At 67.2% G+C, this 13,787-nt stretch carries 10 protein-coding genes; all 10 read left to right on the top strand.

Features of this window, described 5'->3' with window-relative positions; genetic code table 11:
* The first annotated feature begins 18 nt into the window (after positions 1-18).
* The 10 genes from hflX (at position 19) to M2650_RS05795 (ending at position 13,762) form a co-directional block, all read left to right on the top strand.
* Positions 19-1,320: a ribosome rescue GTPase HflX gene (gene hflX / locus M2650_RS05840; protein WP_249474233.1), complete on the top strand. Its 1,302-nt coding sequence runs from the start codon at positions 19-21 to the stop codon at positions 1,318-1,320.
* A gap of 101 nt (positions 1,321-1,421) precedes the next feature.
* Entirely contained in the window at positions 1,422-2,534 is a 1,113-nt protein-coding gene (gene hflK, locus M2650_RS05835; RefSeq protein WP_249472412.1) for an FtsH protease activity modulator HflK, read from the top strand.
* The gene (hflC, locus tag M2650_RS05830; RefSeq protein ID WP_249472408.1) at positions 2,531-3,394 is read left to right on the top strand and encodes a protease modulator HflC; all 864 of its coding nucleotides are present in this window, start codon (positions 2,531-2,533) and stop codon (positions 3,392-3,394) included. Before hflK ends, hflC begins: the two co-directional genes overlap by 4 nt.
* A 7-nt stretch (positions 3,395-3,401) precedes the next feature.
* Positions 3,402-3,587: a DUF2065 domain-containing protein gene (locus M2650_RS05825; RefSeq protein ID WP_249472406.1), complete on the top strand. Its 186-nt coding sequence runs from the start codon at positions 3,402-3,404 to the stop codon at positions 3,585-3,587.
* Between the two features lie 264 nt (positions 3,588-3,851).
* Complete coding sequence (locus tag M2650_RS05820) at positions 3,852-5,144, top strand: adenylosuccinate synthase (RefSeq protein ID WP_249472404.1); 1,293 nt, start codon at positions 3,852-3,854, stop codon at positions 5,142-5,144.
* A 270-nt stretch (positions 5,145-5,414) separates the two neighbouring features.
* Positions 5,415-8,375 carry a bifunctional diguanylate cyclase/phosphodiesterase gene (locus tag M2650_RS05815; protein WP_249472402.1) on the top strand — a complete coding sequence of 987 codons (2,961 nt, stop codon included), beginning with the start codon at positions 5,415-5,417 and terminating at the stop codon, positions 8,373-8,375.
* Between the two features lie 105 nt (positions 8,376-8,480).
* Positions 8,481-9,803: a DUF763 domain-containing protein gene (locus tag M2650_RS05810; RefSeq protein ID WP_249472400.1), complete on the top strand. Its 1,323-nt coding sequence runs from the start codon at positions 8,481-8,483 to the stop codon at positions 9,801-9,803.
* 25 nt (positions 9,804-9,828) lie between these two features.
* Positions 9,829-10,557 carry a hypothetical protein gene (locus M2650_RS05805; RefSeq protein WP_249472398.1) on the top strand — a complete coding sequence of 243 codons (729 nt, stop codon included), beginning with the start codon at positions 9,829-9,831 and terminating at the stop codon, positions 10,555-10,557.
* A gap of 21 nt (positions 10,558-10,578) precedes the next feature.
* Positions 10,579-10,980: a hypothetical protein gene (locus M2650_RS05800; protein ID WP_249472396.1), complete on the top strand. Its 402-nt coding sequence runs from the start codon at positions 10,579-10,581 to the stop codon at positions 10,978-10,980.
* A gap of 124 nt (positions 10,981-11,104) precedes the next feature.
* Positions 11,105-13,762, top strand: coding sequence for a M1 family metallopeptidase (locus M2650_RS05795; protein WP_249472394.1), 2,658 nt, complete (start codon positions 11,105-11,107; stop codon positions 13,760-13,762).
* Positions 13,763-13,787 lie beyond the last annotated feature (25 nt).

Raw genomic sequence — 13,787 nt, 5'->3', positions numbered from 1 at the left:
ATACCGCCGATGAAAGACATGTTCGACCGCGGCCGCAAAGGCGAGCACGCGCTACTGATCCAACCCCACGCCGGCGGCCCGCCGGCGGACGGGGCCCTGGAAGAATTCACCGATCTGGCGCGCTCGGCGGGCGCCAGCATCGCGACCGTGCTCACGGCGCGTATCGAGAAGCCCAATCCCGCCACCCTGATCGGCAGCGGCAAGCTGGAAGAGGTCAAGGCCGCGGCCGACGCCACCGGCGCCGATCTGATCCTGGTCAACCATGCGTTGAGCCCGGTGCAGGAGCGAAACCTGGAGAAGGCGCTGGAGCGGCGCGTGGTCGACCGCACCGGGCTGATCCTGGACATTTTCGCCCAGCGCGCGCGCAGCCACGAAGGCAAGCTGCAGGTCGAACTGGCCCAGCTCAAGCACATGGCCACGCGCCTGGTCCGCGGCTGGACCCACTTGGAACGCCAGCGCAGCGCGATCGGCATGCGCGGTCCCGGCGAAACCCAGCTCGAGACCGACCGGCGCCTGCTGCAGAAGCGCGTCGACCAACTGCAGAAGCGCCTGGAAAAAGTCGAAGTGCAGCACACCCAGATGCGCCGCGCCCGCGTGCGCAGCGAAGTGCCGCGGGTGGCGCTGGTGGGCTACACCAACGCCGGCAAGTCGACGCTGTTCAATGCGCTGACCGGCGCCGAGGCCTACGCCGCCGATCAGTTGTTCGCCACGCTGGATCCCACCGTGCGCCGGCTTGTCCTGCCCGGCGGCACGCTGCTGCTGGCCGATACGGTCGGCTTCGTCCGCGACCTGCCGCACGAACTCGTCGCCGCATTCCGTTCCACCTTGTCCGAAGCGCGCGAGGCCGACCTGCTGCTGCACGTGATCGATGCCGCCGACCCGCTGCGCAATGAGCGTGTGGCGCAAGTGGATGCCGTCCTCGCCGAAATCGGCGCCGGCGATCTGCCGCAGTTGCTCGTCTACAACAAGATCGATCGAGTGGAAGGCGCGGCGCCCCGTTACGAAAAGCCCAATGAAGGCCGCGCCCGCGTCTGGCTGTCGGCGCAGGAAAGCGCCGGCCTGGACCTGCTGCGGCAGGCGCTGGCCGACGCGCTGGACCTGCGCCGGGTCGTCGGCGAGGTCGTGCTGCCCAACGGCGCCGCGCGCCTGCGCTCGCGCCTGCACGACCTGAACGCCATCCGCGCCGAAAGCCACGACGAGCAGGGCTGGCACCTGAGCGTGGACCTGGCGGTCACCGATGCCGCGCGCCTGGCCGCCGCCGAGGACGGCGAAGCGCTGCGCGGCCTCTTGCCCGCCGGCACGGGCAACCCCACCTTGTAGAATGAATCGGTCGCCTGGGTTCGGTCGCCTCAAGACCGGGCCCCGGCGATTTCGCGCCATGGCCGGGACGGGCTGGCGCTCCCTTTGGATGTGGAGCAGGCATGGCCTGGAATATTCCCGGTAGCGGTTCTGGCAAAAACGGTAGAGGCGGGCAGGGTAGTTCCGGCCGTGGCGGCGGGGGCGGCAATCCCGTCGACGCCATCCTCGGTACGTTGCGCAACATGTTCGGCGGCGGCGGCGGTGGCGGCGGCGCGTTGCGCTGGATCGGCATCGTGGCGGTGCTGTGGCTGGCCTTCAGTTCGTTCGTGCTGATCACCGAACAGCAGCGTGGCGTGGTGTTGCGCTTCGGCCACTTCGCGCGCGTCATGCAGCCAGGCCCCAACTTCAAACTGCCGTGGCCGATCGAGAGCGTGGCCAAGGTCAACGCCACCCAGATCAACAACTTCAACCAGACACTGCCGGTGCTGACCCGCGACGAGAACATCGTCAACGTCGAGGTCAACGTGCAGTACCGCATCACCGATCCTGTGCTGTACCTGTTCGGCACGCGCCAGGCCGTGGATGTGCTGGAACAGGCCTCGCTCAGCGCCGTGCGCGAACAGGTCGGCCGCAGCGACCTGGACACCGTGCTCAGCGCACGCCCGGCCCTGGCCACCGCCGCGCGCACGCGCCTGCAGGGCATGCTGGACGCTTACCAGACCGGCTTGGCCGTGACCGGCATGAGCCTGCCCAACGCGCGTCCGCCGGAAGAAGTGAAGCCGGCCTTCGACGACGTCAACAGCGCCCAGCAGGACAAGGACCGCCGCGTCAGCGAGGCGCGCGCCTACGCCGCCAAGGTCGTGCCCGAAGCGCGCGGCGAAGCGCAGCGCGTGCTGACCACCGCCGAAGGCTACAAGACAGCCGCTGTGGCCCGCGCCCGAGGCGATGCGGACCGCTTCACGCTGCTGGTCGACCAGTACAAGGCCGCGCCGGAAGTCACCCGCAAGCGCTTGTGGCTGGACACCGTGCAGCAGGTCCTGGCCGACAACCGCAAGGTGATCGGCGGCGACGGCCGCCAGCTGATCTACGTGCCCATGGGCGCGCAGCCGCAGAACAACGCCAGCTCGCTGCCGTTGATGGCGCCGGACATCGTCGCGCCCTCGGTGGACGCCGCCCTCAACGAACCCAGGCCCGAGCGCAGTGGGCGCCCCGGCCGTGAGGAGCCGACCCGATGAGACCTTCAGGATGGATCGCATTGGCCGTCGCCGCGCTGCTGGCGCTGCTCGGCTCGGTGTACGTGGTGCGCGAGGGCCAGACCGCCATCGTGCTGAACCTGGGCCGCGTCGCCCGCTGGGACATCGGCCCGGGCCTGCATTTCAAGGTGCCGCTGCTGGAAAGCGCGCGCGTCTACGACCGCAGGCTCAAGGTGATCAACGCCCCACCCGAGCGCTATCTCACCTCCGAAAACAAGGACGTGAGCGTGGACTTCTTCGTGGTCGGCCGCATCGACGACGTGCGCGCGTTCTACCGCGCCACCGGCGGCAACGAAGAAACCGCCGAAAGCCGCCTGGCGCCGATCATCCGCGACTCGCTGCGCAACGAGATCAACTCGCGCACGCTGCAGCAGGTGGTGTCGGGCAACCGTTCCGAAGTGGTCGGCAAGCAGCTGGCGACGATCAACCGCGGCGCGGCGACGCTCGGCATCAAGGTGCTCGACATCGGCATCAAGCAGATCGACCTGCCTACCGACAGCAAGGTGATCGGCGACGTCTACAACCGCATGCGCGCCCAGCGCCAGCAGGTGGCCAGCAAGCTGCGCGCCGAAGGCGAGGAGCAGGCGCTGGCGGTACGCGCGCAAGCCGACCGCGAGAAGACCGTGATCGTGGCCGAAGCCGAACGCGACGCGCAGAAGCTGCGCGGCGAAGGCGACGCCGACGCCGCCCGCATCTACAGCGAAGCCGCCAACCGCGACCCGTCGTTCTTCGCCTTCCAGCGCAGCCTGGAGGCGTACCGCAAGGCCTTCGCCGACGGCAACAGCGTGATCGTGCTGGAGCGCAACGACCCGTTCCTGCAATACATGCGCGACGACCGGTAACGCACTCATGAGCGATCTGTGGTCGGCACTGTGCCTGGTCGCAGTGCTGGAAGGCTTGTGGCTGTTCGCCGCCCCCGGCGCATGGAAGCGGGCGATGGAGCAGATGCAGTCGCTGCCGGAGCGACAGCTGCGCGCTGTCGGCGGCTTCGTCCTGATCGCCGGCTTGATATCGCTTTACTTGATACGAGGCTAGTCCGCTGTTTCCTCCCCCTTGCGGAAGAGGATGCCCGAAGGGCAGGAGAGGGGGCGCGAGCGTAGCGAAGCGTGCTTTCTTTGCTCTCCGTATGAGATGGCGCGAAAAGCCGGCCCCTCTCCTGGCCTTCGGCCTGTCCCTCTCCCGCAAAGGGGAGAGGGAAAAGCGGCTTCGGGGTGGCCCCGGGCATGCAAAACCCGGATAATGCACAAAAGCCGGATGGGGCCCTCCCTCCGGCTTTTTCCGTGTCTGAGGAGTAATGCCGTGGGTCAGTCAGTCGTAGTGTTGGGCGCCCAGTGGGGCGACGAAGGCAAAGGCAAGATCGTCGACCTGCTGACCAAGGAAATCGGCGCCGTCGTGCGCTTCCAGGGCGGCCATAACGCCGGCCACACGCTGGTCATCGGCGGCAAGAAGACCGTCCTGCACCTGATCCCATCCGGCATCCTGCGCGACGACGCGCTGTGCCTGATCGGCAACGGCGTAGTCCTCAGCCCCGCAGCGCTGAAAAAAGAAATCGCCGAGCTCGAAGCCAACGGCATCGAAGTCCGCAGCCGCCTCAAGATTAGCCCGGCCACGCCGCTGATCATGCCGTACCACATCGCCCTGGATCAGGCCCGCGAACGCGCCGCCGGCGGCAAGGCCATCGGCACCACCGGCCGCGGCATCGGCCCGGCTTACGAAGACAAAGTCGCGCGCCGCGGCATCCGCATCGCCGACCTGCATTACCCCGAGCAGCTCGCCGAGCTGCTGCGCACGGCGCTGGATTACCACAACTTCGTGCTCACCCAATACCTCAACACCGACGCCGTCGATTACCAGCAGACGCTCGACGAAGCGCTGGCCTTCGGCGAATACGTCGAGCCCATGAAATCCGACGTGGCCGGCATCCTCCACGACCTGCGCAAGCAGGGCAAGCGCGTGCTGTTCGAAGGCGCGCAGGGTTCGCTGCTCGACATCGACCACGGCACGTATCCGTACGTCACCTCCAGCAACACCACCGTCGGCGGCGCGCTCGCCGGCACCGGCGTGGGCGCGGACGCGATCGATTACGTGCTGGGCATCGCCAAGGCCTACGCCACGCGCGTCGGCGGCGGCCCGTTCCCGACCGAGCTCGACGACGAAGTCGGGCAGGGCATCCGCGACCGCGGCCAGGAATACGGCGCCACCACCGGCCGCCCGCGCCGCTGCGGCTGGATCGACCTGGTCGCGTTGAAGCGCGCGGTGGCCATCAACGGCATCAGCGGCCTGTGCATCACCAAGCTCGACATCCTAGACGGCATGGAAAAGCTGAAGATGTGCATCGCCTACCGCTACCGCGGCAAGGAAACCGAATACGCCCCGCTGGACGCCCAGGGCTGGGAAGAGTGCGAACCCGTCTACCTGGAATTCCCTGGCTGGACCGAGAACACGCACGGCATCACGAATTGGGACGAGCTCCCGCCCGCTGCCCGCGCCTATCTGCGCGCGCTGGAAGAACTGTCCGGCTGTCCGCTGGCCATCGTCAGTACGGGACCGGATCGGGACGCCAACATCGTGCTGCAGGATCCGTTCGCCTAAGCGTCCCGCCAGCCGCAGTCGAAAGGCTCCGCATCGCGGGGCCTTTCGTTTATGCGGCACGCGGCCGTTGCGCGATCGCCTTGCCGTATCCCGCTCGATCGCTGCGGCGGAAAGCCGAGCCGACCGCAGCGGCGCAAATGCCGCATCTGCGCGAAGAGACCGTTTCGACGGCGCGGAGTTGATCCTTCCATCACACTCTCGCGCCTAGAAGTTGCCCAGCCGCGTCCGCCGTGGCTATCTTCACCCTATGGCAGAAGGATTCTGACCGGAATGCGCGAGGAAGGCCGCACGTCAGTGGGTTCGGTGCGCACGGCGATCACCGTGGGGCTGTTCCTGGGCCTGGCGATCACGGTCGGGCTCGCCATTGCCGTGCTGCACGATCGGACGGCGCGGCTCGATGCGGCGCGACGGCAGAGCATGACGTTGGCCACAGGCACCGACCGCCTGCTGATGTACGAATTGCGCAACCTGGAGCGGGCGATGACCGGCATCGCCGCCGACGGCGATGCGTTCTTCCGCACCGCTGCCGCGCAGGCGCCGGCATTGCTGTCCGAAGCGATCGCCGGCGTGGTGCTGCGCCATCCGGAACTCGAGTCGATCGTGCTGTACGACCCGGCTGGCCGTGCGCTCAGCGTGGGCGATGCCGACCCTGCGCTGCCGCAGTGGACCGCCGCTGCGCCGACGGCGTCGCGCCCGCTGCTGCTCGGCCCGCTGCACAAGGGCCTCGGCGGGGGCTGGGTCGTGCCCGTGGCGCTTCGCACGCGCGAGGGCGGCTGGCTGGTGACGCGGCTGCGCACCTCCGAATTCGGACGCATGATCGCGCGCCTGGACCTTGGCCGCGAAGGCAGCATGACGATCGTCGACAGGCGCGGCACCATGCTGGCGCGCAACGGCGGCGGCGGCGACTACATCGGCCGCCGCGTCGCGCTGCCGGACCTGGACCTGATGCGCGCCGGCGTCCTGTCGCTCGATATGGCCAGCGAGTTCGACGGCATCTCACGGGCGGCCACCTTCAGTTCGTCCAGCGGCTACCCCGTGATCGTGGTCGCCGGAATAGGCCTGCGCGAAGCCTTGGCCCCATGGCGGCTGTTCGCCGGCACCGCTGCCGCGCTGGTGGTGTTGTATTGGCTGGGGTTGCTGTTCCTGGTGCGGCGCATGCGGGCTGCCGAAACCGCACGCGAGGCTATGCTCGCCGAATTGCAGGCCAACGCCGACTGGCTGCGGCAGGCGCAACTGGCGTCGCGCACCGGCGTGTGGCGGCTGGAATCCGACCAGAGCCGGGTACGGGCATCCGAGCAAGCCGCTGCGCTGTTCGGTTTTCCGCCGACCGCCGAAACCATTCCGCTCGAACATTTCTTCGAGCGCATGCACGACGAAGACCGTGCCCGCGTCAAGGCGGAATTCGCCGCGTCGCGCCAGCACGGTGCGCCGTTCAGGTCGGAATACCGCATCGTGCTTCCGGACGGCCAGATCCGCTGGATCAAGGCGCGCGGCGCGCTGGCCGTCGACGGCCGCGGCGAGCAGAGCATGACCGGCACCATCGTCGACATCACCGAACGCCGCGAGGCAACGGCGCGGATCGAACGCGCCGAAGCGCAGTTCCGAGAGCTGTTCGAGCGCAATCCGCTGCCGTTCTGGGTGTTCGATGTGGAAACGTTGCGTTTCCTGGCCGTGAACGAGACCGCCATCCGCAACTACGGCTACACGCGCGAGGAGTTCCTCGCGATGACGATCCTGCAGATACGCCCCGAGGAGGATGCGGCCGCGGTGCGGGAATCCCTGTTCGCGCATCCGGGCCGCGGCTACGACGACCGGGTATGGGTGCACCTGACGCGCGACGGCCGCCGCATCGAAGTCCGCGTGCACAGCAGCGGCATCGAGTTCGCCGGTCGCGCTGCCAGGCTTGTGCTGGCCGAGGACGTGAGCGAGCGCGCCGCTTACGAACGCGACCTGTCCTGGCGCGCCACGCACGACACGACGACCGGCATGCTCACGGTGGAAGCGCTGGTGCACCAGGTCGACGGGCTGCCTTGCGCCGAAACGGGCTATGCGATCGCCTACGTGCAACTGCGCGACCTGGAACTGGTGGCGCCGACGCTAGGCCGCCGCGCAGGCGAAGCCATCTTGCGCGCGGCCGCCGACCGCTTCGGGGAAGTGGGGCAGAAGTACGGGTTGATCGCCTATTTGCCGGCCGAATCGTTCGTGGTCGTTGCGGTGGATCCGGCGCAACGCGACGACATGCTGGCCAGCCTCGTGCGCGCCACGGCGACGCCGGTGCGGGGCGAAAGCGGCACGCATCCGCTTGAGGCCTGGATAGGATTGGCGGACGGCCCCGGCGACTGCGGCAGTGCGGAGCAGGTGATCGGAAACGCGGCGCTTGCAGCACTGCAGGCGCGGCGCGACGGCATGCCTATCGTCCGCTTCGATGCGACGATGGCGGCCAAGGCGAGCGGACGCCTGGCGCTGGCCGGACGGTTGCGGCAAGCGCTCGAGAGGCAGGAGTTCGAACTATTCTTCCAGCCGATCCGACGTTTGCGTGACGGCCATGCGATGTCGTTGGAGGCGCTGCTGCGCTGGCGCCAACCCGATGGAAGCTTCGTGCCGACCGCGCAGTTCATCCCGCTGTGCGAGGAATCCGGCCTGATCGTGCCGCTTGGCGAATGGGTGCTGGAAGAAGCCGCGCGCTGCCACGGCCGGCTGGTGGCGCAAGACCACGCCGGCATGGCGATCGCAGTCAATGTATCCGCGGTGCAATTCCTGTCCGAAACCCTGCCGCAATCGCTGCGGAAGCTGCGCGAGGCGCACGGGCTGCCGCGCGGCGCGCTGCAGTTGGAACTGACCGAAAGCGTGGTGCTGCGCAGGCCCGATGCCGCGCGCGAGGCGATGGGCGAATTGCGCAACGAGGGCGTATGCATTTCGATCGACGATTTCGGCACCGGTTTCTCGAGCATGGCCTATCTCAAGGACCTGCCGCTGGACTTCCTCAAGATCGACCGCGCATTCGTCGCCGATGTGCATCTGGACAAACGCAATGCGGCGATCTGCAGCGCCTTGATCGCGCTCGGCCATGGCCTGGGCCTGAAAATCATAGCCGAAGGCGTCGAAAGCGACGCGCAACGGCAATGGCTCCTCGCGCAAGGCTGCGACCAGGCGCAGGGCTTCCTTTTCGGCCGGCCCGCGCCGTTGGAGGAGGTAATGGCTTCAATGCGGCAAAACGGCGGGGCGAACTGAAGGATTCAGGTTTGCCGGCGAACCGAAACGCGATGACGGCCATCCTGTCTCGCGACGCGAGACGCCATCGGCAGACAATGCGCCAATGTCCTGCGATAGCCGCCGATGACGCGCCGCTCCGGAAGCGCCGATCTCCCGCTGCACGGCGGCCGCGTGCCGCGTTGGCTGGCCGATCGCATGACGCGGCTGGGCGCGGTGATGAGCGAGGCGATCGTGCGCGAGTACGGACGCGACGAACTGCTGCGGCGGCTGGCGCACCCGTTCTGGTTCCAGTCCTTCGGAGCGGTGATGGGCATGGACTGGCATTCGTCCGGCATCACCACCAGCGTGATCGGCGCCCTCAAGCGCGGGCTGGCACCGATGTCGGCCGAGCTGGGATTGCACGTCTGCGGCGGTCGCGGCAAGCATTCGCGCGCGACGCCATCGGAATTGGTCGCCATCGGGCAGCGCGTCGGCTTCGACGGCGATGCGCTGGCGCGGGCCAGCAGGCTGGTGGCCAAGGTCGACAGTGCGGCGGTGCAGGACGGTTTCGAGCTATACCTGCACGGCTTCGTCGTCGCCGACGATGGACGTTGGGTCGTCGTACAGCAGGGCATGAACGGCGACAGCAGGCAAGCGCGCCGCTATCACTGGCTGTCGGAAGGGTTGACCAGTTTCGTCGATGCGCCTCACGCGGCGATCGAAGGAGCCGGGACGGGGACGATCGTGAATCTCGCGGATCGTCGCGCGGAACGGTCGCGGCTTGCGCAAGTGGAATTGCTGGACGCGCTGGGGCCGGACGGCATCGCGTCGGAGTGGGGCAAGCTCGATAGGGAAGCTTCGAACGAACCTTGGCAGCCGGGGCTGCTGCCGCATCTCGTCATGCCGGACCACCACGACGTGCGCGGCGGCGATGCGGTGACGCGCCGCCTGCGAGGCAATCTAGCCGCGGCGGCCGAAGCCGGCCCGCGCGATTTCGCCGAACTGTTGCAAGTGCCTGGCGTAGGCGCGCGTACCGTGCGGGCCCTGGCGATGGTGGCCGAAGTGCTGCACGGGACGCCGTGCCGTTTCACCGATCCTGCGCGCTTTTCGCTGGCGCACGGCGGCAAGGACGGGCATCCGTTTCCGGTGCCGACCCGCGTATACGACCAGACCATCGCCGTGCTGAAGGAGGCGATGCGGAATGCCAAACTCGGGCGCGAAGAGCGGTTGCAGGCCCTGAAGCGGCTCGATGACCAGGCGCGCCGGCTCGAAAGACGCGCCGGCGGCCCCGCTGTCGAAGCGTTGATCGCCGAAGAGCGCCGGAGTTCGCATGCCTACGGCGGCCGCACGGTGTTCGGATGGGCGCCGCGCCGGACTGCGCGCCCGGCCGGGCCGTTGCCCGAGGACGCCGAGCGGCGAGTTGAGCTTTCGCGGCGGGGATGCGCACCGGATGGCGGGATGCGATGATGCGGATCGCGCACGGGAGAAGGCGATGCGAACGAATCCGGTCGTAATGGCGCTGCTGATCGTCTGCGCAAGCGCAACGGCGCAGGACGCGGGCGACGCGCCGCCGGTGCGGTATCCGACGCTGCAGGACCGGGCGACGCCCGAACAAGGTTTCGTGCCCAAGGGCTGGCGCCTGGAATACGCCAAACGCGGCGATCTCGATGCCGACGGCCGCGACGACCTGCTGATGGTGCTGCGCATGCAGGACCCGAAGAACGTGCTGCGCAACGAAGGCCTCGGGCAAGACCCTTTCGACACGAACCCGCGCATCCTCGCGGCCGCTTTCGCAGCCGATGGAGGCTATCGGCTTGCGTTCCAGAACCATACGCTGATCCCGCGGCCCGATTCGTCGGTGATGGACGACTATCTGGGCGGGGCCGATGCGCTGAAGATCGCGCGCGGCGCATTCCAGGTGACCTTGCATGCGTTCGCCAGTGCGGGATCGTGGGGCATGGGCAGCACCACGTTCACCTTCCGCTACCAGGCCGGCTGCTTCCGGCTGATCGGCTACGACGACGACAATATCCAGCGCAACACCGGCGAAACCACCGATACCAGCGTGAACTTCATCACCGGCAAAGCCATCGTCAGGACCGGCAATATCGAGCACGACAAGACCAAGGCCAAGACGCATGCGCTAGGCAAGCGGCCGTTGCTTTGCATCGACGAAGTAGGCGACGGTTTCGGATTCGATCCGAATGTGCCGGATGGCTGACCGGCGGGATCGGTCAAACGCATGAGCGTCGACATCACCTGCCGCACCGATCGCTTCAATCTGTCCGTGCCCGGTGCGGATTTCATCAACGATTGCTGCTACGGCGAGGATTTCTCGCGATGGCTGGTCGAGGCGCTCGCGGAAGCGGGTGTCGAGGCCGACTTGGTATGCATGGAGGATTTCGGCTGGGCCAACCAGGCGGCCTTCCAAGGCGTGGATTATCTGATGTGCGTGGCCGGCCATTCCGAAGACGATCCCGCCCGGCCGGACTACGGCACTTGGCATGTGATGCTGGAGCGCGCGCGCACCTGGAAGGAAAAACTCCTGGGCAAGAACAAGACGAGCCCCGACGATCCCCTCTGCGGAACGGTCGTGCAAGTGCTGGAGCAGGCGGGTTTCGAACAGGTCGCGATCGAGCCCTGAGCGCAGGCGGTATCGATTTTCCGTAGAACGGCCATGACTTCCGGCGGTGTCTCCCACCGTCCCCGGGCGTCACCATCGGCGCTGGCCAAAGGCCCGCCGGGCCGCCGTTCTTCAAGGAAGTCCCATGCGTCGTACTCTGGTTTCCGCTATCGCGCTGGCGCTGGCAGGCTTGTCCGTCCCGGTCCTGGCGCAAACGCCGGCAGCGTCTTCGTCCATCGCCCGCCAGGCCACTACCCAATTGCCGCGCGACGTGCGGCCGGTGCGTTACGACGTGGCCGTAGTGCCGCATGCGGAAAAACTGGCCTTCGACGGCAAGGTGACGATCACGCTCGAGGTGCTCGAGCCGACCGACAAGATCGTGCTCAATGCCGTCGACATGACCTTCTCGTCGGTGAAGCTGGCGCCTGCGTCCGGCACGGCCGCCTATCCCGCGCCGCAGGTCAAGATCGATGCGCAGGCGCAGACCGCGACGTTCTCTGTGCCGCAGCCGCTGCCCGTCGGCCAGTACAAGCTGTCGATGGACTACACCGGCAAGATCGGCACCCAGGCCAACGGCCTGTTCGCCATCGACTACGACACCCAGGCCGGCAAGAAGCGCGCGTTGTACACGCAGTTCGAGAATTCCGACGCGCGAAAGTTCGTGCCTTCCTGGGACGAGCCCAACCACAAAGCCGTCTTCGACCTGACCGTCACCGTGCCCGCCGCGCAGATGGCGGTGAGCAACATGCCGATGGCCGAAAGCGCCGATCTGGGCAACGGGCTCAAGCGCGTGCGCTTCGCCGCCTCGCCGAAGATGTCGACCTATCTGCTGTTCTTCGGCTTGGGCGATTTCGACCGCGCCACCGCCAAGGTAGGCGATACCGAAGTCGGCGTGGTCACGCAGAAAGGCAAGGCCGACCAGGCCGCCTTCGCGCTGGAAGCGTCGCGCGTGGTGCTGAAGGAATACAACGACTATTTCGGCACGCCCTATCCCCTGCCCAAGCTCGACAACGTCGCATCGCCGGGCCGCAGCCAGTTCTTCGCGGCGATGGAGAACTGGGGTGCCATCTACACTTTCGAGTACGCGATGCTGATGGATCCCAGCATCTCCACCCAGGCCGACAAGCAAGGCATCTTCTCGATCGCCGCGCACGAGATCGCGCACCAGTGGTTCGGCGACTTGGTGACGATGAGCTGGTGGGACGACTTGTGGCTCAACGAAGGCTTCGCGTCGTGGATGGCCAGCCGCACCACAGAAAAACTGCATCCGGAATGGAATACCAAGCTCTATAGCGTAGGTTCGCGCGAATCCGCGATGAACCGCGATGCGGTCGCCACCACGCATCCTGTGGTGCAGCACGTGGAGACGGTGGAGCAGGCCAGCCAGGCTTTCGACGCGATCACCTATTCCAAGGGCGAAGCGGTGATCCACATGCTGGAAGGCTACGTCGGCGCCGACGCCTGGCGCGAAGGCGTGCGCCGCTACATGAAGGCGCATGCCTACGGCAATACCGTGTCCGACGATCTTTGGAAGCAGATCGAAGCCGCGGCCGACAAGCCCATCCTCGCCATCGCCCACGACTTCACCCTGCAGCCGGGCGTCCCGCTGATCCGGGTCGAGTCGGCGCAATGCAGCGGCGGCAAGACCGCGCTCAAGCTGAGCCAGGACGAGTTCACCAAGGACCGTCCCGACAAGAAACCGCTCGCCTGGCGCGTGCCGGTGATCGCGCAAACGCTGGGCGGCGCGCCGGTGCGCACGATCGTCGCCGGCGGCAAGGCCGACATGGCATTGCCCGGTTGCGGCCCTGTCGTCGTCAATGCGGGCCAGAGCGGCTACTACCGCACACTGTACGCGCCGCAGCCGTTCAAGGCGGTGAGCGAAGGTTTCGCCAACCTGGAACCCATCGACCAATTGGGCCTGATGAACGATGTCTGGGCGTTGGGCCTGGCCGGATTGCAGCCCGCATCGGATTATCTCGACCTGGCCAAATCGACCCCCATCGATGCCGACCCGCAGATCTGGGCCGACATCGCCGGCAGTTTCGCCAGCCTCAACGCCTACTATCGCGGCGACAATGCCCGGCAGGCCACATTCCGGAAATTCGCGATCGCGCGCCTGGCGCCGGTGTTCGAACGCGTCGGCTGGGAAGTGCGCGCCGACGAAGGCGACCCGACCACGATCCTGCGCGCGCAGCTGATCGAAACGCTGAGCGATCTGGGCGACGAGAAAACGATCGCCGAGGCGCGTCGCCGCCACGCTGCCGAGAAGAGCGACCCGAAGGCGGTGCCGGCCGAGTTGCGCAAGACCATCCTCAGTGTGGTGGCCAAGCACGCCGATGCCGCCACCTGGGACGAATTGCACGCTGCGGCGAAGGCCGAGAAGACGCCGCTGGTGAAGGATGAGTTCTATTCCTTGTTGTCGTCGGCAGACGACGACATGCTGGCCAAGCGCGCGTTGGACCTGGCGCTCACCGACGAGCCCGGCGCCACCAATAGCGCGGACATGATCGCCACGGTGTCTTACGGACACCCGGACATGGCCTTCGACTACGCCGTCGCCCATCGCACGGACGTGGACAAGCTGGTCGATTCCACCTCGCGCAGCAGCTGGTATCCCGCGCTGGGCAACAGTTCGCTGGATCCGGCGATGGCAGGCAAGATCAAGGCCTACGCCGACGCCCATATCGCGGCCGGCTCGCGCCGCGCGGCCGAAACGGCGATCGCCAACATCGCCTACCGCAGCAAGGTGCGCAAGGAGCGCCTGCCGGAAGTGGATGCCTGGTTGAAGAAGAACGGCGCCTGAAACCACGGACGCTTTCGGCATGAAA

The sequence above is a fragment of the Luteimonas galliterrae genome (genome assembly GCF_023374055.1).
GTDB classification, from domain to species: domain Bacteria; phylum Pseudomonadota; class Gammaproteobacteria; order Xanthomonadales; family Xanthomonadaceae; genus Luteimonas_C; species Luteimonas_C galliterrae.
Note: the sequence above shows the minus strand (reverse complement) of the source record. Positions and strands in the feature narration are given on the sequence as shown.

Coding starts and splice junctions, on each gene's coding strand:
- hflX (WP_249474233.1), top strand. CDS start 19: ATGTTCGACCGCGGCCGCAAAGGCGAGCACGCGCTACTGATCCAACCC.
- hflK (WP_249472412.1), top strand. CDS start 1,422: ATGGCCTGGAATATTCCCGGTAGCGGTTCTGGCAAAAACGGTAGAGGC.
- hflC (WP_249472408.1), top strand. CDS start 2,531: ATGAGACCTTCAGGATGGATCGCATTGGCCGTCGCCGCGCTGCTGGCG.
- M2650_RS05825 (WP_249472406.1), top strand. CDS start 3,402: ATGAGCGATCTGTGGTCGGCACTGTGCCTGGTCGCAGTGCTGGAAGGC.
- M2650_RS05815 (WP_249472402.1), top strand. CDS start 5,415: ATGCGCGAGGAAGGCCGCACGTCAGTGGGTTCGGTGCGCACGGCGATC.
- M2650_RS05810 (WP_249472400.1), top strand. CDS start 8,481: ATGACGCGCCGCTCCGGAAGCGCCGATCTCCCGCTGCACGGCGGCCGC.
- M2650_RS05805 (WP_249472398.1), top strand. CDS start 9,829: ATGCGAACGAATCCGGTCGTAATGGCGCTGCTGATCGTCTGCGCAAGC.
- M2650_RS05800 (WP_249472396.1), top strand. CDS start 10,579: ATGAGCGTCGACATCACCTGCCGCACCGATCGCTTCAATCTGTCCGTG.
- M2650_RS05795 (WP_249472394.1), top strand. CDS start 11,105: ATGCGTCGTACTCTGGTTTCCGCTATCGCGCTGGCGCTGGCAGGCTTG.